This is a genomic window from Liquorilactobacillus cacaonum DSM 21116 (genome assembly GCF_001436735.1).
Taxonomy (GTDB): Bacteria; Bacillota; Bacilli; order Lactobacillales; family Lactobacillaceae; genus Liquorilactobacillus; species Liquorilactobacillus cacaonum.
Window position 1 is genome coordinate 1 of sequence record NZ_AYZE01000016.1, and the last position, 23,597, is coordinate 23,597.

The window sequence follows — 23,597 nt, forward strand, 5'->3', positions numbered from 1 at the left end:
GTAGAGCATCTGACTTTTAATCAGAGGGTCGACAGTTCGAGCCTGTCACGACTCATTTATTTTATTTTTTTTGCGGGTGTGGCGGAATTGGCAGACGCACTAGATTTAGGTTCTAGCGTCGAAAGACGTGGGGGTTCAAATCCCTTCACCCGCACCATATATGCCGACTTAGCTCAGTTGGTAGAGCATCTGATTTGTAATCAGAGGGTCGGGCGTTCGAATCGTCTAGTCGGCATTTTTTAATATTTATGCGGAAGTAGTTCAGTGGTAGAACATCACCTTGCCAAGGTGGGGGTCGCGGGTTCGAATCCCGTCTTCCGCTTGTCAGAGTTCTTGCCGGGGTGGCGGAACTGGCAGACGCACAGGACTTAAAATCCTGCGGTAAGTGATTACCGTACCGGTTCGATTCCGGTCCTCGGCATTTATTTATTATGATGCACCCATAGCGCAATTGGATAGAGTGTCTGACTACGAATCAGAAGGTTGTAGGTTCGACTCCTACTGGGTGCATTAATCGGGAAGTAGCTCAGCTTGGTAGAGCACCTGGTTTGGGACCAGGGGGTCGCAGGTTCGAATCCTGTCTTCCCGATTTTTTTTACTTGAAGGACTTGTTTCTTTTGATTTATGTTTCGGGAAGTAGCTCAGTTTGGTAGAGCACTACGTTCGGGACGTAGGGGTCGCAAGTTCAAATCTTGTTTTCCCGATAATATATAGATTATAAAAGCTATGGAATATATTTCTGTAGCTTTTTTCGTTAACAAATTTTAATAACTTAGCAAGATCTGAGTATTAGTCCTAAATGTAGAAGTTGCTAGGAGCACAAACTAGAATGAAATGAAAAATGAAATTTATTTATTTTGTCCTGTCATTTTTAGAAGTTTTTAATATTAAGAGTTGCTAAAAAATATTTTTGTGGTTTAATCTTTAACAAAGCAAATAATATTTACAATCGTATTAACTTTGCATTTGCAATTTTTTTCCGTATAATTAAAGTCAGTATTAGTCAAATTAAAAAGGATGATTGTATGCAAAGTCAAAATATTTCAGATATCATCGAAAAGTACTTGAAAAGTATTTTAGGCGATTCGCAACAAATTGAGATAAAACGCTCAGAAATTGCTGAACTTTTTAATTGTGTACCATCTCAGATTAATTATGTTATCAACACAAGGTTTACTATTCAAAACGGATACGTGGTAAAGAGTAAACGTGGTGGTGGTGGGTACATTAGAATTGTTAAAGTTAACTTACTAGATGATTCAGATGTTATTAAGGATTTAGTAAATATAATTGGAGATGGGATTGATTTTAATAAGTCACTTCAAATTATTCAAAGTTTATTTCAAGAAGATTTGCTTACAAGAAGGGAGTCTAACTTGATTATTGCAAGTATTGATAAACGAACGCTTGCATTTGAAGATAGGCAAATTGAAAACATTGTTAGAGCTAGAATTTTGATTAGTATATTGAATCGTTTAAGGTACGATGACTAGAAAGTGAGGGGTTACAAATGGATAATTTATTTACACCAAGCGCAAAAAAAGTGTTAGTTTTAGCACAAGAGCAAGCAAAATATTTTCGTCACCAAGCAATTGGAACGGAGCATTTATTACTTGCCTTGACCCTCGAAGAACATGGTATAGCAGCAAAAGTGCTCAAGCAATTTATAGTTACTGAAACTGATGTACGTGAAGAGATTGAAAGAATAGCCGGCTACGGTACTTTAAAAAACACTGACAAAGTTGGATATTTGCCATATTCACCAAGAGCAAAAGAAATTTTAGCTTTAGCGGGTGATGAAGCAAAACGAACTAATGCACAAAAGATTGGGACAGAACATTTGTTGTTGGCATTACTCAAAAATAACGATATTTTATCTTCCCGTATTTTGCAAGCACTTAACGTTGATACAAGAAGAATGTATCAGTCTATCATTCATAAGCTGGGTCTAAGTGAAGCTCAAATGAAGAAATTTGAGAAGAAGGCGACTAAAGTAAGTGGAACACCAACACTTAATTCACTTGCAAGAGATCTTACTGATTTGGCGCAGAATAAAAAAATTGATCCGGTAATAGGGCGTGAAAAAGAAGTAAAGAGATTGGTGCAAGTCTTAAGCCGGAGAACAAAAAATAATCCTGTGTTATTAGGAGAACCTGGTGTTGGGAAGACAGCAGTAGCTGAGGGATTGGCTGAAGCCATTGTTGCTGGAAATGTTCCTGAATCATTACAAGATAAAAGGGTAATGATGCTTGATATGGGGTCGCTTGTAGCCGGAACTAAGTATCGCGGAGAATTTGAAGATCGTGTTAAAAAAATAATCGATGAAATATATGCCGATGGTAACGTAATTTTATTTATCGATGAATTGCATACGCTTATTGGCGCTGGAGGAGCGGAAGGAGCTATTGATGCTTCTAATATTTTAAAACCTGCTCTAGCTAGGGGAGAAGTGCAAGTTGTTGGTGCAACAACCCTTGATGAATTTCAAAAATATATTGAATCTGATTCAGCACTTGAGCGTCGTTTTGCAAAAGTAATGATTGAGGAACCTACAAGTGAAGATACCGTTGAAATTCTTAAGGGTTTGCGATCAAGGTATGAGGAACATCATCAAGTTGAAATTACTGATGAGGCAATTAAGAGTGCGGTCCAACTCAGTGTACGGTATATTGCGGATCGCTTTTTACCAGACAAAGCAATCGATTTGATGGATGAAGCTGCAGCTCGAGTAAGAATTGAAAATAGTGATGGTAAAAATAAAGTAGCAGATAAAAGGAACCAACTAAGAGATTTGGCAGAGGAAAAGATTGTTGCCTTAGGAGCTGAAAAATTTGATGAGGCTGCTCAAATCAGGAAAAAGGAATTAAAAGTAAAGAAACAACTTGAGACTCTTTTGGAGAATGAAGAAAATAAGAATTCCGGATATTCTTTGAGCGTTAATGCTGAAGATGTTGCTAAAATTGTTTCTGAATGGACCGGCGTACCAGTTACACAAATGCAAAAGAAAGAAACTGAACGTCTAATTGATCTTGAAAAAGTATTGCACAAACGTGTGATTGGACAAAATGATGCAGTTTCTGCAGTTTCACGTGCAATAAGGCGTGCTCGAAGTGGATTGAAAGATCCAAATCGCCCAATTGGTTCCTTTATGTTTCTTGGGCCTACAGGTGTTGGGAAAACAGAGTTGGCTAAAAGCTTGGCTGAAGTTATTTTTGGCTCAGAGGATTCTATGATTAGAATTGATATGAGTGAATACATGGAGAAATATGCGACAAGTCGCTTAATTGGTTCACCTCCTGGATATGTTGGATATGAAGAAGGTGGACAATTAACTGAGAAAGTAAGACAACACCCTTACTCAGTTATTTTATTTGATGAGGTTGAAAAAGCCCATCCCGATGTATTTAATATTTTATTGCAAGTTTTAGATGATGGGTACCTTTCTGATTCAAAAGGACGAAAAATTGATTTTAGAAATACTATTATTATAATGACCTCAAATTTAGGTGCGACAACTTTGAGAGACGAAAAAGAAGTAGGATTTGGTAGTTCAGATGCATCTAATGATTTCAAAAAAATGTCTGCTAAAATCCATGAAGTGTTGAAAAAAGCTTTCAAACCTGAGTTTCTTAATAGAATTGATGAGACAATCATTTTTCATGCTCTTCAAAAAGATGAGCTCCATCAAATTGTCAAATTAATGGCAAATGAATTGTTGAATCGTGTTAGAGAACAAAATGTTACGATTAAAATAACGCCAGCTGCTGTAGATGTAATTACAAAAAATGGCTTTGATCCAGAATATGGAGCGCGACCAATTCGACGAGCACTTCAAACAGATGTCGAAGATAAATTAAGTGAACTTTTAATTACTGGTCAGATTAAGGTTGGAAGTAAAGTATCAATTGGTGCGATGAAAGGCAAAATTAATATAGTAATTGCTGAAAATGAAGAAATTAAAGAATTAACAAAACAATAATTTATAACTATTTAAAAAAGTTGAGTCAAGCAAAATTTTGACTTGGCTTTTTTGCTTGAGAAATGTCTAAGGTAAAGGCTTGACATTTTTTTTGAATATTGATATCATAATGAAATGTAAAACTGTGAAATTGGGAGTTTGTGATCTATTGTCCATAGACTTCCTGTATAAGAAGCAAAAATAGAGTTAATTCGTCGGACGAGGTGACCTGTTTTTGGTTTTTTTTTGCCAAAAAACATGTTTTTTTATAATTTGTAATGTAATTGTAATATTTTTTTGGATGTCGCAGAAAAAATTTGAGAGGTGAACAACTTGGCAGGACATATAGTAAAATACGGTAAACACCGTACACGTAGAAGTTATGCTCGAATCAAAGAAGTGTTGGACTTGCCTAATTTGATTGAGATCCAAAGCGATTCTTATAATTGGTTCTTAGATGAAGGTCTTCGCGAAATGTTTGAAGATATTATGCCAATTGAAGATTTTGCAGGTAACTTGTCGCTTGAATTTGTTGACTATCAGTTACTTGAACCTAAGTATACTGTGGAAGAAGCTCGTCAACACGATGCAAATTATTCAGCACCACTTCATGTAACTCTTAACTTGATTAACCATGAAACTGGTGAAATAAAAGCACAAGATGTTTTCTTTGGTGATTTTCCTCTTATGACGGAACAGGGAACATTTATTATAAATGGTGCTGAACGTGTTATTGTTTCACAGTTAGTTCGCTCACCTGGTGTGTACTATAATTCAGAATTAGATAAAAATGGGCGTGAAAACTACGGAACTACTGTGATTCCTAATCGTGGAGCATGGCTTGAATATGAGACAGATGCTAAAAACATTGCATATGTTCGAATTGATCGAACACGTAAAATTCCGCTTACAGAACTAATTCGTGCCCTTGGATACAGTTCTGATGATGAGATTATTAAAATTCTTGGGAACAATGATAGCTTAATGTTGACTTTAGAAAAAGATGTTCATAAAAATGCCGACGATTCTCGGGTTGTTGAGTCATTAAAGGACATATATGAAAGACTACGTCCAGGTGAACCAAAGACAGCAGATAGTTCACGAAGTTTATTGACAGCACGCTTTTTTGATCCTAAGCGATATGACCTAGCTCCTGTTGGACGTTATAAAATCAACAAAAAATTGGATTTAAAAACAAGACTGCTCAACTTAACATTAGCTGAAACTCTTGCAGACCCAGAAACTGGGGAAATTATTGTTAATAAAGATACTATACTTGACAAGCATGTTATGGAAAAATTAGCACCTTATCTTGAAAAAGCTGACTTTAAGACGGTAATTTTCCATCCTTCAGATGAAGGGGTCGTTACAGATCCAATGAAATTACAAATTATCAAAGTATATTCACCAAAGGATCCAGAACGTGTTGTGAATATGATTGGTAATGCAAATATTGACTTGAAATTTAAACATATTTTACCAGCGGATATTATTGCTTCTATGAACTATTTCTTCAATTTACAAGAAGGCATTGGGTTTGTTGATGATATTGATCACTTGGGTAATCGTCGTATCCGATCAGTTGGTGAATTATTGCAAAATCAATTTAGAATTGGACTTTCACGTATGGAACGTGTTGTTCGTGAAAGAATGTCAATTCAAGATGTATCAACTGTAACGCCACAACAATTGATTAATATCCGACCTGTTGTGGCATCCATCAAAGAATTCTTTGGTAGTTCTCAGTTATCACAGTTCATGGATCAGACAAATCCGCTTGGAGAATTGACTCATAAGCGTCGTTTATCTGCGTTAGGACCTGGTGGATTGACGCGTGATCGTGCTGGTTATGAAGTTCGTGATGTGCATTATACTCATTACGGGCGTATGTGTCCGATTGAAACACCAGAAGGACCTAATATTGGTTTGATTAACAGTCTTTCTTCATATGCTCGTGTTAATAGATATGGGTTCATTGAAACGCCTTATCGTCGTGTATCATGGACAACTCACATGGTTACAGACAAGATTGATTATTTAACAGCTGACGAAGAAGATAATTATGTTATTGCACAAGCTAATTCACCATTGAATGAAGATGGATCTTTTGTTGATAATGTGGTTATGGCACGTAGTAAGAGTGAAAATATTGAAACGACAGTTGATAAAGTCGATTACATGGATGTTTCTCCAAAACAAGTTGTTGCTGTTGCGACTGCATGTATTCCTTTCTTGGAAAATGATGATTCTAACCGTGCTTTGATGGGGGCGAATATGCAACGTCAAGCAGTGCCATTACTTGATCCACATGCACCATTGGTTGGAACTGGTATTGAGTATAAGACTGCTCATGACTCTGGTGTTGCTCTAATTAGTAAGAGTGAGGGAACAGTTGAATATGTAGATGCTCGTGAAATTCGAGTTCGTCGTGCAGATGGATCACTTGACAAGTATAAGTTAATGAAATTCCGTCGCTCTAATGGTGGTAAGAACTACAACCAACGCCCAATTGTTCGTGTAGGGGACCATGTAGATTATGATGAAGTGTTGGCAGATGGGCCATCGATGGAAAACGGTGAATTAGCATTAGGACAAAACCCATTGATTGCCTTTATGACATGGGATGGATATAACTTCGAAGATGCTATTGCTATTAATGAACGACTAGTGAAGGAAGATGTCTATACATCTATTCATATTGAAGAACATGAATCAGAAGCTCGTGATACAAAGCTAGGGCCTGAGGAGATGACACGTGAAATTCCTAATGTTGGTGAGGATGCCTTACGTGATCTTGATGAGTTTGGAATTGTCCGTATTGGAGCTGAAGTGCATGACGGCGATATTTTAGTGGGTAAAGTTACTCCAAAAGGGGTTACTGAACTTTCAGCTGAGGAACGTTTATTACATGCTATTTTCGGTGAAAAGGCTCGTGAAGTTCGTGATACCTCTTTGCGTGTTCCTCATGGTGGCGGTGGAATTGTTCAAGATGTGAAAATCTTTACGCGTGAAGCCGGCGATGAATTGTCTCCAGGAGTTAACATGATGGTACGTGTTTATATTGCACAAAAACGTAAAATACAAGTCGGTGATAAGATGGCCGGACGTCATGGTAACAAGGGAACTGTTTCGATTGTTATACCAGAAGAGGATATGCCATTTATGCCAGATGGAACACCAATTGATATTATGCTTAGCCCAATGGGTGTGCCTTCACGTATGAATATTGGACAGGTACTTGACCTTCATCTAGGAATGGCCGCACGGAAGCTTGGAATTCACGTGGCTTCACCTGTTTTTGATGGTGCGCGTGATAGTGATATCTGGGATGCTCTAAAAGAAGCTGGAATGTCAACTGATGGTAAGACTGTTCTTTATGATGGTCGTACGGGTGATGCTTTCGATAATCGTATTGCAGTTGGTGTAATGTACTACATGAAACTCGCACATATGGTAGATGACAAAATTCATGCTCGTTCAATCGGACCATACTCTCTAGTTACGCAACAGCCTCTTGGTGGTAAAGCACAATTTGGTGGACAGCGTTTTGGTGAAATGGAAGTTTGGGCACTTGAAGCGTATGGTGCTGCTTATACCTTGCAAGAAATTCTTACTTACAAGTCTGATGATGTTGTTGGACGTGTTAAGACGTATGAAGCAATTGTGAAAGGTGAACCAATTCCAAAACCTGGTGTCCCTGAATCATTCCGCGTTTTAGTTAAAGAATTGCAGTCTTTAGGACTTGATATGAAAGTTCTCGATACTGGTAAAAATGAAATTGAATTGCGTGATATGGATGATGAAGATGATGATGTTGTCAATGTAGATGCACTAAGCAAGTTGGCAAAAGAACAAGCTGAAAAGAAAGAACAAGAAGACGGTTTAGAAAAAATAGAATCCAGAACTGAAAACTAGGTAAAAATACTAGTTATTAACTCTAAATCACCTAAATAAGAAAAGGAGGTCGGTCTCTTGATCGATGTCAATAAATTCGATAGTATGCAAATTGGGTTAGCTTCATCAGATAAGATTCGTAGTTGGTCTTATGGCGAAGTTAAAAAACCAGAAACGATAAACTATCGTACTCTTAAACCAGAAAAAGACGGTTTGTTTGACGAAAGAATTTTTGGGCCAACAAAGGATTGGGAATGCGCATGTGGTAAATACAAACGTATTCGATATAAGGGAATAGTTTGTGATCGTTGTGGGGTTGAGGTAACTCGCGCTAAGGTACGCCGTGAACGTATGGGACATATTGAGCTTGCAGCACCAGTAACCCATATTTGGTATTTTAAGGGAATCCCTAGTCGGATGGGGCTTGTTCTTGATATGAGTCCTCGAGCACTTGAAGAGGTAATATATTTTGCTTCTTATGTTGTCACAGAACCTGGCAATACACCACTTGAAAAGAAACAGTTGTTAACTGAACGTGAATTCCGTGAAAAACGTGAACAATATGGACAAGAGTTTAAAGCTGGAATGGGTGCTGAAGCAATCCGTACTTTATTGCAAGATGTTGATCTTGAAAAAGAATGTGCTGAGCTAAAAGAAGAGCTAAAAGAGGCTACTGGGCAAAAAAGAACTCGTGCTGTTCGACGTTTGGATATTCTTGAAGCATTTTTACAATCAGGAAATGAACCAGGTTGGATGGTAATGGATGCTATTCCTGTAATTCCACCAGATTTGCGTCCAATGGTACAGCTTGAAGGTGGACGTTTTGCAACATCTGATTTAAATGATTTGTATCGACGTGTAATCAATCGAAACAATCGTTTGAAACGTTTATTAGATTTGAATGCACCTGGAATTATTGTGCAAAATGAAAAACGTATGTTACAAGAAGCTGTTGATGCATTGATTGATAATGGACGTCGCGGAAGACCTGTAACTGGGCCAGGGAATCGTCCTTTGAAATCTTTGTCACATATGCTAAAAGGTAAACAGGGACGTTTCCGCCAAAACTTGCTTGGTAAACGTGTGGATTATTCTGGCCGTTCTGTTATTGATGTAGGTCCAAAACTCAAAATGAACCAAATGGGAATTCCTCATGAGATGGCTCTTGAATTGTTCAAACCATTTATGATGAAAGAATTAGTTCAACGAGAGATGGCTTCAAATATTAAAAATGCGAAGCGCAAAATTGATCGAGGCGATGAAGATATTTGGGATGTACTTGAAGAAGTTATTAAAGAGCATCCAGTTTTATTGAACCGTGCACCTACATTGCATAGATTAGGTATTCAAGCATTTGAACCTACATTAGTTAACGGTAAGGCAATGCGTCTACATCCATTAGCATGTGAAGCCTACAATGCCGATTTCGATGGTGATCAAATGGCTATTCATGTTCCTCTTTCTGCAGAAGCACAAGCAGAAGCTCGCTTATTAATGCTTGCAGCACATCATATTTTAGCTCCAAAAGATGGTAAACCAATTGTGACACCATCTCAGGATATGGTTATTGGAAATTACTACATGACTGTTGAAGAAGCAGGGCGTGAAGGTGAGGGAATGGTCTTTAAGGACGTTAATGAAGCTCGTATGGCGTACTTAAATAACTATGTTCACTTGCATACTCGTATCGGGTTACAAACTACTTCCTTAGTCAAAGCAGGAAAACCATTTAGTGACTGGCAAAAAGAACGAGTGATGGTTACGACAGTTGGGAAAGCAATTTTTAATGAAATTTTGCCACCAGAGTTTCCGTATTTAAACGAACCTTCAGAAGAAAATTTGATGGGAGCAACACCTGATAAGTTTTTCATTGAACCAGGTGCAGATATTCATCAATATTTAGCTGATCATGAATTAGTTTTACCTTTTAAGGCTGGTTTTTTGAGTGATATTGTCGCTGAAGTTTACAAGAAATTTAAGGTAACTGAGACTTCAAAATTACTGGATAGAATGAAGGATACTGGATATTATGAATCAACTAAATCAGGATTGACTGTTGGTATTTCTGATGTTACTGATTTGAAAGAAAAGCCTGAAATTATTGATAATGCTCATAAAGAAGTAGCCAACGTGGCAAAGCAATTTCGTCGAGGTTTAATTACTGAAGATGAGCGTTATGAAAGAGTTATTGCAATTTGGAATAATGCAAAAGATCAAATCCAAGAAAAGCTTATTCAAAATATGAATCCCAAGAATCCGATTCAGATGATGTCAGATTCTGGAGCTCGTGGTAATATTTCAAACTTTACGCAACTTGCAGGTATGCGTGGATTAATGGCTGCACCTAATGGTAAGACAATGGAATTGCCAATTATTGCTAATTTCCGTGAAGGCTTGTCGGTTATGGAAATGTTTATTTCCACTCATGGGGCTCGTAAGGGTATGACTGATACAGCCCTTAAGACTGCTGACTCGGGATACCTTACTCGTCGTTTAGTTGATGTTGCACAAGATGTGATTATCCGTGAAAAAGATTGTGGAACTGATCGTGGGCTTGATGTTACTGCAATTCGTGAAGGAAACGAGTTGATTGAACCACTATATGATCGTATTTTGGGCCGTTATACGATGAAAGAAGTTAAAAATCCTAAAACAGGGAAAATTATTGTACCAGCTAACGTTATGATGAATGAAGATATTTCCGCTGAAATAATCAATGCTGGCGTTGAAATGGTTACTATTCGTTCTGCATTCACATGTAATACACGACATGGGGTTTGTGAACACTGTTATGGACGTAATATGGCTACTGGAGACGAGGTTGAAGTTGGTGAAGCAGTTGGAACCGTTGCTGCTCAATCGATTGGTGAGCCAGGTACTCAGTTAACCATGCGTACTTTCCATACTGGTGGTGTTGCCGGTGATGATATTACACAAGGACTCCCACGTGTTCAGGAAATTTTTGAAGCACGTAATCCTAAAGGTCGTGCTGAAATTACTGAAGTTACGGGTGTTATTGAAACAATTGAAGAAAACCCGGCTGAACGAACCAAGGAAGTAACTGTTAAGGGTGAAACTGATACAAGAACCTATAGTCTTCCATTTACTTCAGTACTAAAAGTATCTGAGGGAGATCAAATTCATCGTGGTGATGCATTGACTGTTGGTTCAATCGATCCTAAACAATTGATTCAGGTTCGTGATGTATTATCAACGGAAAATTATATTTTACGAGAAGTTCAAAAAGTTTATCGTATGCAAGGTGTAGAAATTTCGGATAAACATATTGAAGTTATGTCTCGTCAGATGTTACGCAAGATTAGAGTAATGGATCCTGGGGATACTGACTTGTTGCCAGGGACTTTAATGGATATTTTTGATTTTAAAGACCAAAACTTTAAGACTCTTGTTAAAGGTGGAATTCCAGCAACTGCTAGACCCGTCTTGCTTGGGATAACAAAAGCATCTCTTGAAACTAATAGTTTCTTGTCAGCTGCTTCTTTCCAAGAAACAACTCGTGTTTTAACTGACGCAGCAATTCGTGGTAAGAATGATCCACTTATTGGATTGAAGGAAAATGTTATTATTGGAAAGATTATTCCAGCTGGGACAGGAATGCCTGATTACCGTGGAATTAAGCCTAAAGAAGTAGGCGCTGTTTCTGAAAATGTTTATTCTATCTCTGACTTAGAGAAAAAGATGAAGGAAGAAGAATCATCTTTGAATAATTAAGCACGATTTAACAATAATGAACTTATGTTTTAAAAAGTATCAATAATTAAAAAATTTCTGATATTATATGATGAAAATCAATTAATATCAGAAATTTTTATTTTACACTGAAATGAACAATGAGAATGTGAAATAAGTTGAAAAAATGGAATTAAACAGAGGATTTTAACTTATGGAACTCAGTTATACGAAACACAGTGAGGTCGGGTCAAAATTAACTTTTGGCACGGCCTTTTATTATTTTACGAGTAAACAAGATTATAATTTGAGATTTTCAAATTAATACTATGGAAAAAGTTTAAAGAGTGCAATTTATTTAAGACATAAGTTTTTATAAATTGGTTAATAAAAAAACAATAATAAAAGCGGAAGATTGAAATGGTAAGAAGGGTATTTTTCTCTTTTTTGTAATCAAAAAAGAAATAATTCCGAGTATTGAAGAAAGTAACAAAATCCAAAGCATATACTTATATCCCATGACAAAATAAATACTAGTTGTATAAATGATATCAGCGAAACCAAATTTTTTTTTGAGAAAAAAAATAGTGAGAATACTTAATAATAGGCAAAATTGTGTGAAAAATGGAAAAGTAAAATGAAACTGCACTAAATAAATAAGTGAGAAAAAAATAAATCCTAAGAATAAACAATTGCTTGAAACTGCATATAACTTATAATCCTGAAGTGTAAGGCAAAAGCTCCACATAATAAATAGAAATAAAATAATACAATTATAAAGAGGATAGTTAAGATAACAGTATAAGATTGCTAATCCGCTTAGAATCTCAAAGATAGTACTTAGAGGGGAAATTTTTGAATTACAAAAATAGCAATGGCCTTTTTGTAGAAGAAATCCCCAGATAGGAATTAATTGAATAATTGTGAGTGCATGATGACAATTATCACAAAATGATCTTTTTTCAAATTGTGATATACTGTTAATAAAGCGCCAGCTGTAGCAAACTACGAAGGAACCAATAATTGTTCCAAGTGAAAAAACTAATATCAATATAAAGTACAAGATCTACACCTACCTTTCTTTTTTATAAATACGCAAAATACGTGAAATTAAAAAAATATATTGACGGAACACTTGGTAGGGTGTTAATATGTTAAAGGTGCTTTATGTAGACAGTTTCTCTCGCAATGAGACATGCTGACTGTGTTGCGTTAGCATACAGATGTTTCATCTGGGTCTTTTTATTTTTTTGCAAAATAATGAACCACCTGGATGTGTGTACTTAGAAAATGTAAATTTAGGAAGGAGGAAGCTTTAGATGCCAACAATTAATCAATTAATTCGTAAAGGTCGTAAGTCTAAAGGTTCAAAATCTGATTCCCCAGCTTTAAACTTTGGGTATAACAGTTATAAGAAAGTTCAAACAAACAATCCTGCTCCTCAAAAACGTGGGGTTGCTACTCGTGTTGGTACAATGACACCTAAAAAGCCTAACTCAGCTTTGCGTAAATATGCACGTGTTCGTTTATCCAACTTGATTGAAGTTACAGCGTACATTCCAGGTATCGGTCATAACTTACAAGAACATAGTGTTGTTTTGATTCGTGGAGGTCGTGTAAAGGATCTTCCTGGTGTTCGTTACCATATCGTTCGTGGTGCTTTAGATACAGCCGGCGTTGCTGACCGTAAACAAAGTCGTTCGAAGTATGGTACTAAGAGACCTAAGAAATAATAATAGATTGGTTTAAGGAGGTTATTTAGATGCCAAGAAAAGGTGCTGTTACAAAGCGTGAAGTATTTCCAGACCCAATTTATAAATCTAAATTGGTTACTCGCTTAATCAACCGTTTGATGGTCGATGGAAAGCGCGGAACTGCTTCAAGAATTTTATACGAAGCTTTTGATTTAATTAAAGAACAAACAGGTAATGAACCATTAGAAGTATTTGAAGAGGCAATGAAGAATATCATGCCAGTACTTGAAGTTAAGGCTCGCCGTGTCGGTGGATCAAACTACCAAGTGCCTATCGAAGTTCGTCCTGATCGCCGTACAACGTTAGGATTAAGATGGTTAGTAAATTACTCACGTTTACGTGGGGAACATACGATGCCTGAGCGTTTAGCTAAAGAAATCGTTGATGCTGCTAATAATACTGGTGCATCTGTTAAAAAACGTGAAGATACACATAAGATGGCTGATGCGAACCGTGCATTTGCACATTATCGCTGGTAATTTTTTTAGGATGGCTATTATATGATTTCGGAAATCTTATAGTAGTCATTTTTTTGAAGTTGCATAATATGTTTTAAATCTTAATAGATTTGGAAGGAGAAAATTCTCAAATGGCTAACAAACGTGAATTTCCACTAGAAAAAACGCGTAATATCGGAATTGTTGCTCATATCGATGCTGGTAAGACAACTACGACAGAACGTATCTTGTATTATACTGGTAAAATCCATAAGATTGGTGAAACTCATGAAGGGGCTTCACAAATGGACTGGATGGAACAAGAACAAGAACGTGGGATTACAATCACATCTGCTGCTACTACGGCTCAATGGAAAGATCATCGTATTAACATCATTGATACACCAGGACACGTTGATTTTACTGTTGAAGTAGAACGTTCACTCCGCGTGTTAGATGGAGCTGTTGTAGTACTTGATGCACAATCTGGTGTAGAACCACAAACTGAAAATGTTTGGCGCCAAGCAACAACCTATGCGGTTCCTCGTATTGTTTTTGCTAATAAGATGGACAAAATCGGTGCTAACTTTGATTATTCTGTAAGTACAATCAAAGACCGTCTTCAAGCAAATGCAGTTGCAATTCAAATGCCTATTGGTGCAGAAGATGAGTTCGAAGGTGTTATCGATTTAATTGAAATGAAGGCTGATATCTACGATGAAGATGAGCTTGGTTCAAAGTGGGATACGGTTGATATTCCGGATGACTATAAAGAAGAAGCTCAAAACCGTAGAGATGCAATGATTGAGGCAATCGCTGACGTTGATGAAGATGTTATGGAAAAATATCTTGAAGGTGAAGAGATTTCTAAAGAAGAATTAAAAGCAGCTATTCGTCGTGCAACATTGAATTTGGAATTGTTCCCAGTTTTAGCTGGTTCAGCTTTCAAAAACAAGGGTGTTCAAATGATGTTAGATGCGGTTAATGATTATTTACCATCACCACTCGATGTTAAACCTTATAAAGCTACGGATCCAGAAACTGATGAAGAAATTGAATTGGTTGCAGGAGATGACAAACCTTTTGCTGGTTTAGCATTTAAGATTGCTACCGATCCATTTGTTGGTCGTTTAACATTCTTCCGTGTCTATGCTGGGACACTTGAAGCTGGTTCTTATGTATTGAATGCAACAAAAGATAAGCGCGAACGTGTTGGTCGTCTTTTGCAAATGCACTCAAATCACCGTACAGAAATTGCAGAAGTATTTTCAGGAGACATTGCGGCTGCTATTGGTTTGAAAGATACAACTACTGGAGATTCATTAACGGATATTAAGCATCCATTAATTCTTGAATCAATGGAATTCCCTGATCCAGTTATTCAAGTTTCAATTGAACCAAATACAAAGGCTGATCAAGACAAGATGGATGTTGCCTTACAAAAACTAGCAGAAGAAGATCCTACTTTTAAAGCTGAAACAAACCCTGAAACTGGTGAAACATTGATTGCTGGGATGGGTGAACTTCATTTGGATATCATCGTTGATCGTATGAGACGTGAATTCAAAGTTGAAGCCAAAGTTGGTGCTCCTCAAGTGGCTTACCGTGAAACATTTACAAAACAAGTTTCTGCCCAAGGTAAATTTGTTCGTCAATCTGGTGGTAAAGGTCAATATGGTGATGTTTGGGTTGAATTTACACCAAATGAAGAAGGCAAGGGCTTTGAATTTGAAAATGCAATTGTTGGTGGTGTAGTTCCACGTGAATATATTCCTTCAGTTGAACAAGGATTACGTGAATCAATGCAAAATGGTGTTCTTGCAGGCTATCCTTTGATTGATGTTAAGGCTAAGTTATATGATGGAAGTTACCATGATGTCGATTCTAGTGAAGCTGCATTTAAGGTTGCTGCATCATTGGCATTACGTAATGCCTCTAAGAATGCAGGCGCTGCAATACTTGAACCAATTATGCGTGTTGAAATCGTTGCCCCAGAAGATTATTTAGGTGATGTTATGGGACATGTTAATGCTCGTCGTGGACGTGTTGAAGGAATGGAAGCTCGTGGAAATGCACAAGTTGTTAAGGCATTTGTACCGCTTGCTGAAATGTTTGGATATGCAACTACATTACGTTCTGCAACACAGGGCCGTGGAACATTTACAATGACAATGGATCATTACGAACCAGTTCCAAAGACTATTCAAGAAGAAATTATTAAGAAAAATGGCGGAAACGCTGAATAATTAAATTAGTTAAAAAATAAGAAGGTGTAGTCAATTAGTTTTGACCTAACCTTCTTTTTTTATTACTATATGTGCTTATTAAGTTAAATATTATCGAATACTCAACGTTAAAACGTGAGGCTATATTTTGATAATTAATATTACCAAGGGCAATCATTATTTAGATAATTTGAAAATTAGTTCTCTATTATAGTTGCTCCTAAACTATTTTTAAAATGGTTTAATGCCCATTCGTGACCAATTTGGTTGAAACTTGCAACAGCATTTTTGGGAATTGTAATATCAAAATTTTTATTGTAGGCATCTATAGCAGTATGAAGTACACAAATATCTGTACATACGCCAGCCAAATAAAGTTCTTCAACAAAGTGTGTACGCAAAAAATTTTCAAGGTTTGTGTTAACAAAAGCAGAATATCTATTTTTGTCATAAAAGTATACGTGATTTGAATTTTTGTGTGCAGAAAACCAGGAACCTACATCACCATAAAGCTCGCGTCCCCAAGTATGTGCAAGATTATGTGGTGGAAAGAGTTTAGTTTCCGGGTGGAAGGGGTCGTTTTTAACATGAAGATCAGTTGGAAAAACAATATAATCTTGATTAGTCAAAAATTCTTCGGCTAAATGTGTAATAGCATGATCAATTGCTTGTCCTGGCTTCCCACATGTTAAAGTACCATTGTTAGCAACGAAGTCGTTGGTATAGTCAATAATTAAAAGAGCTTTATTCATAGATGGAACCTCCTTATTGTTATATATAGTGAGAATAAGCATTTTGCAAAAAAAAAGCAAATTAAATTTAATAAAAAGCTTGCTTTGCAAATGCAATCAAGGTATTATAGATAAGTACTTGTCCAAGGGATGAGTGCGCGCATTAAAAAGAAGTATGAGCTTTGATGTTGAAGGTTGCGACACACCCGGGAGCTTTGCCATGGGGTGGTTGGGAATTTCGACGGAGCTAGTCTTGTTTTTAAAATAGACGAAGGAGGGAACACAATGGCAAAACAAAAAATTCGTATCCGTCTTAAGGCATACGAGCATCGCATTTTAGATCAGTCTGCTGACAAAATTGTTGAAACAGCAAAAAGAACTGGTGCAACAATTGCAGGTCCTATTCCGTTACCAACAGAACGTACTTTATATACGGTTATCCGTTCACCACATAAGTACAAGGACTCACGTGAACAATTCGAAATGCGTACGCATAAGCGTTTGATTGATATTGTTAATCCAACACCAAAAACGGTTGATTCATTAATGAAATTAGATTTACCTAGTGGTGTTGATATTGAAATCAAATTATAATTTGGTAGTGGCTAGTTTACTAGTATAGAAAAATAAAAAATAATTGGAGGTGTACTCATGACCACTAAAGGAATCTTAGGGAAAAAAGTAGGGATGACACAAGTTTTTACTGATAATGGCGAATTAGTTCCAGTAACTGTCGTTGAAGTTAGTGCTAACGTTGTAATGCAAATCAAAACTATTGAAAATGATGGTTACGAAGCTGTTCAATTGGGCTTTGATGATTTACGTGAAGTGTTATCAAACAAACCTGCTAAAGGTCATGCAGCAAAAGCAAATACTGCTCCTAAGCGCTTCATTCGTGAAATTAAAGATGTTGAGCTTGGAGATTACAAAGTCGGAGATGAAGTTAAGGTAGATATCTTTGAAACAGGCGACATCGTTAATGTCACAGGTACATCAAAGGGCCATGGCTTCCAAGGTAATATCAAACGATGGGGACAATCCCGTGGACCAATGGCTCACGGTTCTCGTTACCATCGTCGTCCCGGTTCAATGGGAGCGGTTATTAACCGAGTGTTCAAAGGTAAGTTGCTTCCTGGACGTATGGGTGGCGATCGCGTTACAATCAAGAACCTTGAAATCGTTAAAGCAGATGTAGAAAATAGTGTATTATTAATCAAAGGTAACGTACCAGGTGCTAACAAATCATTAGTTACAATTATTGGTACAGTTAACGGAAAATAATTCGAGGAAGGGAGGACAATTAAATGCCAAAAGTTACATTATTCAAACAAGATGGTAGCAAAAATGGGGAAGTTGAATTAAACGAAAGCATTTTTGGTATCGAACCAAATAATAATGTCGTCTTTGATGCTGTAATTATGCAACGTGCATCATTACGCCAAGGAACGCATGCTGTAAAAAACAGAAGTGCTGTTTCTGGTGGTGGTAAGAAACCATGGCGTCAAAAGGGAACAGGTCGTGCCCGTCAAGGCTCGATTCGTTCACCACAATGGGTTGGTGGTGGAACAGTCTTTGGACCAACACCACGCTCATATAGCTATAAACTTCCAAAGAAAGTTCGTCGTTTAGCAATCAAGTCAGTACTTTCACAAAAGGTATTGGACGAGAGTTTATTGGTTGTTGATACTTTAAGTTTTGAACAACCAAAAACAAAGGCTTTCGCAGAAGTTTTGAATGGTTTAGATGTTAAGACAAAAGTTTTAGTAGTTCTTGAAGATGGCAATGACTTGGCTGCTCTTTCAGCACGTAATTTACCAAATGTTACTGTTGTTAGTGCAAAAGGTGTTAACGTCTTAGATGTTGTTAACAACGACAAGTTGGTCATGACTCAAGAGGCTCTTTCTCAAGTAGAGGAGGTTCTTGCATAAAATGGAAGCACGTAAAGTTATTTTAAAACCAGTTATTACAGAAGCAACAACTGAAAGCTTAGATGCAAAGCGTTATACTTTTGATGTAGATACACGCGCAACTAAAATTGAAGTGAAAAAAGCTATCGAAGAAATTTTTGATGTTAAGGTTGTTAAAGTTAATATCATGAATGTTAAGGGTAAATTAAAGCGCATGGGTCGCTATGCTGGCTACACAAAGAAACGTAGAAAAGCAATTGTTACTTTAAGCGCAGATTCAAAAGAAATTCAATTATTCGAAAATTAAAATTTATAATAGGAGGGAATTCACGTGGGGATCAAAAAATTTAAACCAACCTCAAACGGACGTCGTAATATGACAGGTTCAGATTTTTCAGAAATTACAAAGACAACTCCTGAAAAATCATTGCTTGAATCACAAAGCAAGACAGCTGGTCGTAATAGTTATGGCCGTATTACAGTTCGTCATCGTGGTGGTGGTCACAAACGTCAATATCGTTTAATTGATTTTAAACGTATTAAAGATGATGTACCTGCAACAGTTAAAGCGATTGAATATGATCCAAACCGTTCAGCAAATATTGCGTTACTTGTTTATGCTGATGGTATAAAGTCATATATCATTGCTCCTAAAGGACTTGAAGTTGGACAAGTTGTTCAATCTGGAAAGGAAGCTGATATCAAAGTTGGTAACACATTGGCATTGATTGATATTCCTGTTGGTACGGTTATTCATAATATTGAATTAAAGCCTGGCAAGGGTGGACAGTTGGTTCGTTCAGCTGGAACTTCAGCACAATTACTTGGTAAAGAAGGTAAATACGTTTTAGTTCGTTTAACTTCTGGTGAAGTTCGTATGATTCTTTCAACATGTCGTGCAACGATTGGTGCTGTTGGTAATGAACAACATGAACTTATCAAAATTGGTAAAGCTGGTCGATCACGTTGGGCAGGTAAACGTCCTACAGTTCGTGGATCTGTTATGAACCCTAACGATCATCCACACGGTGGTGGTGAAGGTAAAGCACCTGTTGGTCGTCCAAGTCCTATGTCACCATGGGGTAAAAAGACCATGGGTTACAAGACTCGTTCGAAGAAAGCACAATCTGATAAATTTATTGTACGTAAGCGTAACAAGTAATCTAAGGATTGCATAAGGATTAGTTGATCCGAAAGGAGGATTCACATTGAGTCGTAGTTTGAAAAAAGGACCATTTGCTGATGCTCATTTGATGAAAAAAATTGAAGCACAAGCAGATCAAGAAAAGAAATCAGTAATTAAGACATGGTCACGTCGTTCAACAATTTTCCCAAGCTTTATCGGTTATACAATTGCTGTGTACGATGGTCGTAAGCACGTGCCAGTTTATATTCAAGAAGACATGGTTGGCCATAAGTTGGGTGAATTCGTACCAACACGTACATTCCGTGGCCATGGTAATGACGATAAAAAAACAGGTGTTAAGTAAGGGAGGGTAATAAAATGGCTGAACAAGTTACATCAGCAAAGGCAACTGCCAAAACAGTTCGAATCCCTGCACGTAAAGCACGTCTAGTGATCGATCTTATCCGTGGCAAAAGTGTAGCTGAGGCATTAGGGATCCTAAAGTTCACACCAAGAGCTGGCTCCCCAATCATTGAAAAAGTATTGAAATCAGCAATTGCAAATGCAGAAAACAATTTTGACTTAGACGTTGAAGATTTGTTCATAAGCGAAGCATTTGTTAACGAAGGACCAACTTTAAAACGTTTCCGTCCTCGTGCAAAAGGTTCTGCTTCACCAATCAATAAACGTACTAGTCATGTTACTGTAGTTGTATCTGTAAAATAAGGAGGGATAATGCGTGGGTCAAAAAGTAAATCCAACGGGATTACGTGTCGGAATCATTCGTGATTGGGATGCAAAATGGTATGCAGAAAAAGATTTTGCAGAAAACCTTCATGAAGATTTACACATCCGTGAATACATTCAAAAGAAATTAGCCGATGCATCTGTCTCTACCGTTGAAATTGAGCGTGCTGCAAAGCGCGTTAATGTTTCAATCCATACTGCAAAACCAGGTATGGTTATCGGTAAAGGTGGGGCTGAAGTAGAAAAACTTCGTAAAGAATTAAACGAATTAACAAATAAGAGAGTTCATATCAATATTGTTGAAATTAAGAGACCTGATTTAGATGCATTGTTAGTTGGCGAGAGTATTGCTGTTCAATTAGAGAACCGCGTTGCTTTCCGTCGTGCAATGAAACAAGGTATTCAACGTACAATGCGTTCTGGTGCTAAAGGAATCAAAGTTCAAGTTGCAGGACGTCTTAACGGTGCAGATATGTCACGTGTTGAGCATTTTTCAGAAGGAACTGTTCCATTGCACACATTACGTGCGGATATCGATTATGCATGGACAGAAGCTCAAACAACTTACGGTAAATTAGGTATTAAGGTATGGATTTACCGTGGTGAAGTTTTGCCTGCTAAGAAAGATAATAGTAAAGGAGGGAAATAACCTATGTTAGTACCAAAACGTACAAAGCATCGCCGTGAGTTCCGTGGTAAGATGCGTGGCGAAGCAAAGGGTGGTAAGACAGTTGCTTTTGGTGAATACGGTTTACAAGCTGTTGATTCACATTGGATTACAAACCGTCAGATTGAAGCTGCTCGTATTGCAATGACACGTTACATGAAACGTGGTGGGAAAGTTTGGATTAAGATTTTCCCTCATAAATCATACACTGCTAAAGCTATTGGTGTTCGTATGGGTTCTGGGAAAGGTGCTCCAGAAGGTTGGGTAGCTCCAGTTAAACGTGGCAAGATTCTTTTTGAAATTGCTGGTGTTTCTGAAGAAGTTGCTCGTGAAGCATTGCGTTTAGCATCCCACAAGCTCCCATTGAAGACTAAGTTTGTAAAACGTGAGGAAGTAGGTGGCGAATCAAATGAAGATTAAAGAAATTAATGAATTAACCACTGCTGAAATGCTCGAAAAAGAAAAGCAATTCAAAGAGGAATTATTCAACTTGCGTTTCCAATTAGCTACCGGTCAATTGGAAAATACAGCTCGTTTGAAAGAAGTTCGTAAGACTATTGCACGTATTAAAACTGCATTACGTCAGCAAGAATTAAACAAATAGAATACGAAGAGGAGGAAAAAAAGTATGGCTGAAGCTCGTAACCAACGTAAAGTCTATCAAGGACGTGTTGTTTCGGACAAAATGGATAAGACGATTACTGTTGTTGTTGAAACTTACAAGAACCACAAAGTTTACAACAAACGTGTTAAGTACTCCAAGAAGTTTAAAGCACATGACGAAAACAACGAAGCAAAAGTTGGAGATATCGTAAAGATTATGGAAACTCGTCCGTTGTCAGCAACAAAGAGATTCCGTTTAATTGATATCGTTGAAAAAGCAGTTATTATCTAGATTGTTTATCTGGATTTAAATGTACTTTGATTCGTATTCTGATTCGTTAACGAAAGGAGGTCACATACCGTGATCCAACAAGAAAGTCGTTTGAAAGTTGCTGATAACTCTGGCGCACGTGAAATTTTAGTAATTAAGGTTTTAGGTGGTTCGCGTGTTCGTACAGCGAATATCGGTGACACAATTGTTGCTACAGTTAAACAAGCAACACCAGGTGGCGTTGTCAAAAAGGGTGACGTTGTTAAGGCGGTTGTTGTTCGAACAAAATTTGGAACACACCGTGCAGACGGTTCATACATCAAATTTGATGAAAATGCTGCAGTTATTATTGGTGATGACAAATCGCCAAAGGGCACACGTATCTTCGGGCCAGTTGCACGTGAATTACGTGATGGAAACTTTATGAAGATCGTTTCCTTAGCACCTGAAGTATTGTAATAAACCGATGTTGGCAAGGAGGTGCGAAATATAATGTTCGTAAAAAAGAATGACAAAGTTAAAGTAATTGCAGGTAAGGATAAGGGAAAAGAAGGAATCATTGAAAAAGTTTTCCCTGATAAAGACCGTGTGATTGTTAAAGGTGTTAATGTGATTAAGAAACACCAAAAACCAAGTAACGCAAATCCAAACGGTGGAATTGTTGAGATAGAAGCACCAATTCATGTTTCTAACGTTATGTTGCTTGATCCTTCAAACAATGAGATAACTCGTGTAGGGGTTAAGGTTGTTGATGGTAAAAAAGTTCGAGTTTCTAAAAAAACTGGTGAATCTTTAGATAAATAGAATAGGAAAGGAGGATTACTTTCTTCATGGTTAATCGTTTAAAAGAAAAATATGATAAAGAAGTAGTGCCATCATTGATGGAAAAGTTTAGCTATACTTCAATCATGCAAGCTCCTAAAGTTGATAAAATTGTTATCAACATGGGTGTTGGTGATGCAGTTAGCAATGCTAAGAACTTAGATGAAGCTGTTGAGGAATTGACTTTGATTTCAGGTCAAAAACCTGTTATTACAAAGGCAAAGAAATCAATCGCTGGATTCCGTTTACGTGAAGGTATGCCTATTGGAACTAAGGTTACACTACGTGGTGAACGTATGTATGATTTCTTAGACAAATTAGTTTCTGTTTCATTGCCACGTGTTCGTGATTTTCACGGTGTTAGCAAACGTGCTTTTGATGGTCGTGGTAACTATACATTAGGTATTCGTGAACAGTTGATCTTCCCAGAAATTGATTTTGATGATGTAAACAAAGTTCGTGGAATGGACGTTGTTATCGTTACAACTGCAAATTCAGACGAAGAATCAAAAGAATTATTAACGCAACTAGGAATGCCATTCGCTAAATAAAGAGGGGGTTTCACATTGGCAAAAAAATCGCAAATTGCAAAGAACAAACGCGAAGCTAAGTTCTCTACGCAAGAATATACACGCTGTGAACGTTGTGGTCGTCCACATTCAGTTTATCGTAAGTTTAAGTTATGCCGTGTTTGCCTTAGAGATCTTGCCCACAAAGGTCAAATTCCTGGGATGAAAAAGGCTAGCTGGTAATCCAATAAAGTAA

24 protein-coding genes and 7 tRNA genes are annotated in these 23,597 nt (G+C 37.2%); 29 read left to right on the top strand and 2 right to left on the bottom strand.

All coding sequences use genetic code 11. The annotated features are described in order from the left end of the window. The first annotated feature begins 72 nt into the window (after positions 1 to 72). The 11 genes from FC80_RS07990 (at position 73) to rpoC (ending at position 11,584) form a co-directional block, all read left to right on the top strand. Positions 73 to 157: transfer RNA gene (locus FC80_RS07990), tRNA-Leu, on the top strand. A gap of 5 nt (positions 158 to 162) precedes the next feature. Beyond that, positions 163 to 235 (top strand) — tRNA-Thr (locus tag FC80_RS07995). Between the two features lie 15 nt (positions 236 to 250). Next, positions 251 to 322, top strand: a tRNA-Gly gene (locus FC80_RS08000). 13 nt (positions 323 to 335) lie between these two features. Continuing rightward, positions 336 to 421 (top strand) — tRNA-Leu (locus FC80_RS08005). Positions 422 to 436: 15 nt separating this feature from the next. Continuing rightward, positions 437 to 510, top strand: a tRNA-Arg gene (locus tag FC80_RS08010). A 5-nt stretch (positions 511 to 515) separates the two neighbouring features. Beyond that, a tRNA-Pro gene (locus FC80_RS08015) sits at positions 516 to 589 on the top strand. A gap of 41 nt (positions 590 to 630) precedes the next feature. Beyond that, positions 631 to 704: transfer RNA gene (locus FC80_RS08020), tRNA-Pro, on the top strand. Between the two features lie 321 nt (positions 705 to 1,025). Next, entirely contained in the window at positions 1,026 to 1,493 is a 468-nt protein-coding gene (locus FC80_RS08025) for a CtsR family transcriptional regulator (protein ID WP_057829624.1), read from the top strand. 17 nt (positions 1,494 to 1,510) lie between these two features. Further along, positions 1,511 to 3,979, top strand: coding sequence for an ATP-dependent Clp protease ATP-binding subunit (locus FC80_RS08030; RefSeq protein WP_057829625.1), 2,469 nt, complete (start codon positions 1,511 to 1,513; stop codon positions 3,977 to 3,979). A gap of 303 nt (positions 3,980 to 4,282) precedes the next feature. Beyond that, on the top strand, positions 4,283 to 7,873 hold the full coding sequence (rpoB, locus tag FC80_RS08035; protein WP_157055609.1) for a DNA-directed RNA polymerase subunit beta: 3,591 nt from the start codon (positions 4,283 to 4,285) through the stop codon (positions 7,871 to 7,873). A 57-nt stretch (positions 7,874 to 7,930) separates the two neighbouring features. After that, positions 7,931 to 11,584 (top strand): DNA-directed RNA polymerase subunit beta', encoded by a 3,654-nt coding sequence (gene rpoC, locus FC80_RS08040; protein WP_057829627.1) that lies wholly within the window; start codon positions 7,931 to 7,933, stop codon positions 11,582 to 11,584. Positions 11,585 to 11,915: 331 nt separating this feature from the next. On the opposite strand, the gene FC80_RS09435 is transcribed toward rpoC, so the two are convergent. Beyond that, positions 11,916 to 12,605: a prepilin peptidase gene (locus FC80_RS09435; RefSeq protein ID WP_338038266.1), complete on the bottom strand. Its 690-nt coding sequence runs from the start codon at positions 12,603 to 12,605 to the stop codon at positions 11,916 to 11,918. 256 nt (positions 12,606 to 12,861) lie between these two features. On the opposite strand from FC80_RS09435, the gene rpsL reads away from it, so the two are divergent. The 3 genes from rpsL (at position 12,862) to fusA (ending at position 15,979) form a co-directional block, all read left to right on the top strand. Beyond that, a complete protein-coding gene (gene rpsL / locus FC80_RS08045) occupies positions 12,862 to 13,275 on the top strand; it encodes a 30S ribosomal protein S12 (RefSeq protein ID WP_057829628.1) in 414 nt (137 codons plus the stop codon). A gap of 29 nt (positions 13,276 to 13,304) precedes the next feature. After that, positions 13,305 to 13,775 (top strand): 30S ribosomal protein S7, encoded by a 471-nt coding sequence (rpsG, locus tag FC80_RS08050; RefSeq protein WP_057829629.1) that lies wholly within the window; start codon positions 13,305 to 13,307, stop codon positions 13,773 to 13,775. A gap of 110 nt (positions 13,776 to 13,885) precedes the next feature. Further along, positions 13,886 to 15,979 carry an elongation factor G gene (gene fusA, locus FC80_RS08055; RefSeq protein ID WP_057829630.1) on the top strand — a complete coding sequence of 698 codons (2,094 nt, stop codon included), beginning with the start codon at positions 13,886 to 13,888 and terminating at the stop codon, positions 15,977 to 15,979. Positions 15,980 to 16,155: 176 nt separating this feature from the next. Here the strand turns inward: fusA and FC80_RS08060 are convergent, their stop codons facing one another. Next, positions 16,156 to 16,710, bottom strand: a complete 555-nt coding sequence (locus FC80_RS08060) for a cysteine hydrolase family protein (protein ID WP_057829631.1) — start codon at positions 16,708 to 16,710, stop codon at positions 16,156 to 16,158. 264 nt (positions 16,711 to 16,974) lie between these two features. Between FC80_RS08060 and rpsJ the strand changes: the two genes are divergently transcribed. The 15 genes from rpsJ to FC80_RS08135 all read left to right on the top strand — a co-directional run bounded on the left by rpsJ (position 16,975) and on the right by FC80_RS08135 (position 23,584). Further along, complete coding sequence (gene rpsJ / locus FC80_RS08065) at positions 16,975 to 17,283, top strand: 30S ribosomal protein S10 (protein WP_003689445.1); 309 nt, start codon at positions 16,975 to 16,977, stop codon at positions 17,281 to 17,283. A gap of 57 nt (positions 17,284 to 17,340) precedes the next feature. Next, positions 17,341 to 17,970 (top strand): 50S ribosomal protein L3, encoded by a 630-nt coding sequence (rplC, locus tag FC80_RS08070; RefSeq protein ID WP_057829632.1) that lies wholly within the window; start codon positions 17,341 to 17,343, stop codon positions 17,968 to 17,970. A 23-nt stretch (positions 17,971 to 17,993) separates the two neighbouring features. Beyond that, entirely contained in the window at positions 17,994 to 18,617 is a 624-nt protein-coding gene (rplD, locus tag FC80_RS08075) for a 50S ribosomal protein L4 (RefSeq protein WP_057829633.1), read from the top strand. 1 nt (position 18,618) lies between these two features. Further along, a complete protein-coding gene (gene rplW, locus FC80_RS08080; RefSeq protein WP_057829634.1) occupies positions 18,619 to 18,903 on the top strand; it encodes a 50S ribosomal protein L23 in 285 nt (94 codons plus the stop codon). 24 nt (positions 18,904 to 18,927) lie between these two features. Beyond that, positions 18,928 to 19,758: a 50S ribosomal protein L2 gene (rplB, locus tag FC80_RS08085; RefSeq protein WP_057829635.1), complete on the top strand. Its 831-nt coding sequence runs from the start codon at positions 18,928 to 18,930 to the stop codon at positions 19,756 to 19,758. A gap of 46 nt (positions 19,759 to 19,804) precedes the next feature. Next, positions 19,805 to 20,086, top strand: a complete 282-nt coding sequence (gene rpsS / locus FC80_RS08090) for a 30S ribosomal protein S19 (protein WP_057829636.1) — start codon at positions 19,805 to 19,807, stop codon at positions 20,084 to 20,086. Positions 20,087 to 20,100: 14 nt separating this feature from the next. Next, positions 20,101 to 20,448 carry a 50S ribosomal protein L22 gene (gene rplV, locus FC80_RS08095; RefSeq protein WP_057829637.1) on the top strand — a complete coding sequence of 116 codons (348 nt, stop codon included), beginning with the start codon at positions 20,101 to 20,103 and terminating at the stop codon, positions 20,446 to 20,448. 13 nt (positions 20,449 to 20,461) lie between these two features. After that, positions 20,462 to 21,118, top strand: coding sequence for a 30S ribosomal protein S3 (gene rpsC, locus FC80_RS08100; protein ID WP_057829638.1), 657 nt, complete (start codon positions 20,462 to 20,464; stop codon positions 21,116 to 21,118). 3 nt (positions 21,119 to 21,121) lie between these two features. Continuing rightward, entirely contained in the window at positions 21,122 to 21,556 is a 435-nt protein-coding gene (gene rplP / locus FC80_RS08105; RefSeq protein WP_057829639.1) for a 50S ribosomal protein L16, read from the top strand. Then, entirely contained in the window at positions 21,546 to 21,740 is a 195-nt protein-coding gene (gene rpmC / locus FC80_RS08110) for a 50S ribosomal protein L29 (protein ID WP_057829640.1), read from the top strand. Before rplP ends, rpmC begins: the two co-directional genes overlap by 11 nt. A gap of 24 nt (positions 21,741 to 21,764) precedes the next feature. Continuing rightward, entirely contained in the window at positions 21,765 to 22,031 is a 267-nt protein-coding gene (gene rpsQ / locus FC80_RS08115; protein WP_057829641.1) for a 30S ribosomal protein S17, read from the top strand. A gap of 69 nt (positions 22,032 to 22,100) precedes the next feature. Next, a complete protein-coding gene (gene rplN / locus FC80_RS08120; RefSeq protein ID WP_057829642.1) occupies positions 22,101 to 22,469 on the top strand; it encodes a 50S ribosomal protein L14 in 369 nt (122 codons plus the stop codon). A 33-nt stretch (positions 22,470 to 22,502) separates the two neighbouring features. Next, positions 22,503 to 22,814 (top strand): 50S ribosomal protein L24, encoded by a 312-nt coding sequence (gene rplX / locus FC80_RS08125; protein WP_057829643.1) that lies wholly within the window; start codon positions 22,503 to 22,505, stop codon positions 22,812 to 22,814. Positions 22,815 to 22,840: 26 nt separating this feature from the next. Next, positions 22,841 to 23,383, top strand: a complete 543-nt coding sequence (gene rplE, locus FC80_RS08130) for a 50S ribosomal protein L5 (RefSeq protein ID WP_057829644.1) — start codon at positions 22,841 to 22,843, stop codon at positions 23,381 to 23,383. 15 nt (positions 23,384 to 23,398) lie between these two features. Further along, positions 23,399 to 23,584 carry a type Z 30S ribosomal protein S14 gene (locus FC80_RS08135; protein WP_003689416.1) on the top strand — a complete coding sequence of 62 codons (186 nt, stop codon included), beginning with the start codon at positions 23,399 to 23,401 and terminating at the stop codon, positions 23,582 to 23,584. The last annotated feature ends 13 nt before the right edge of the window (positions 23,585 to 23,597 follow it).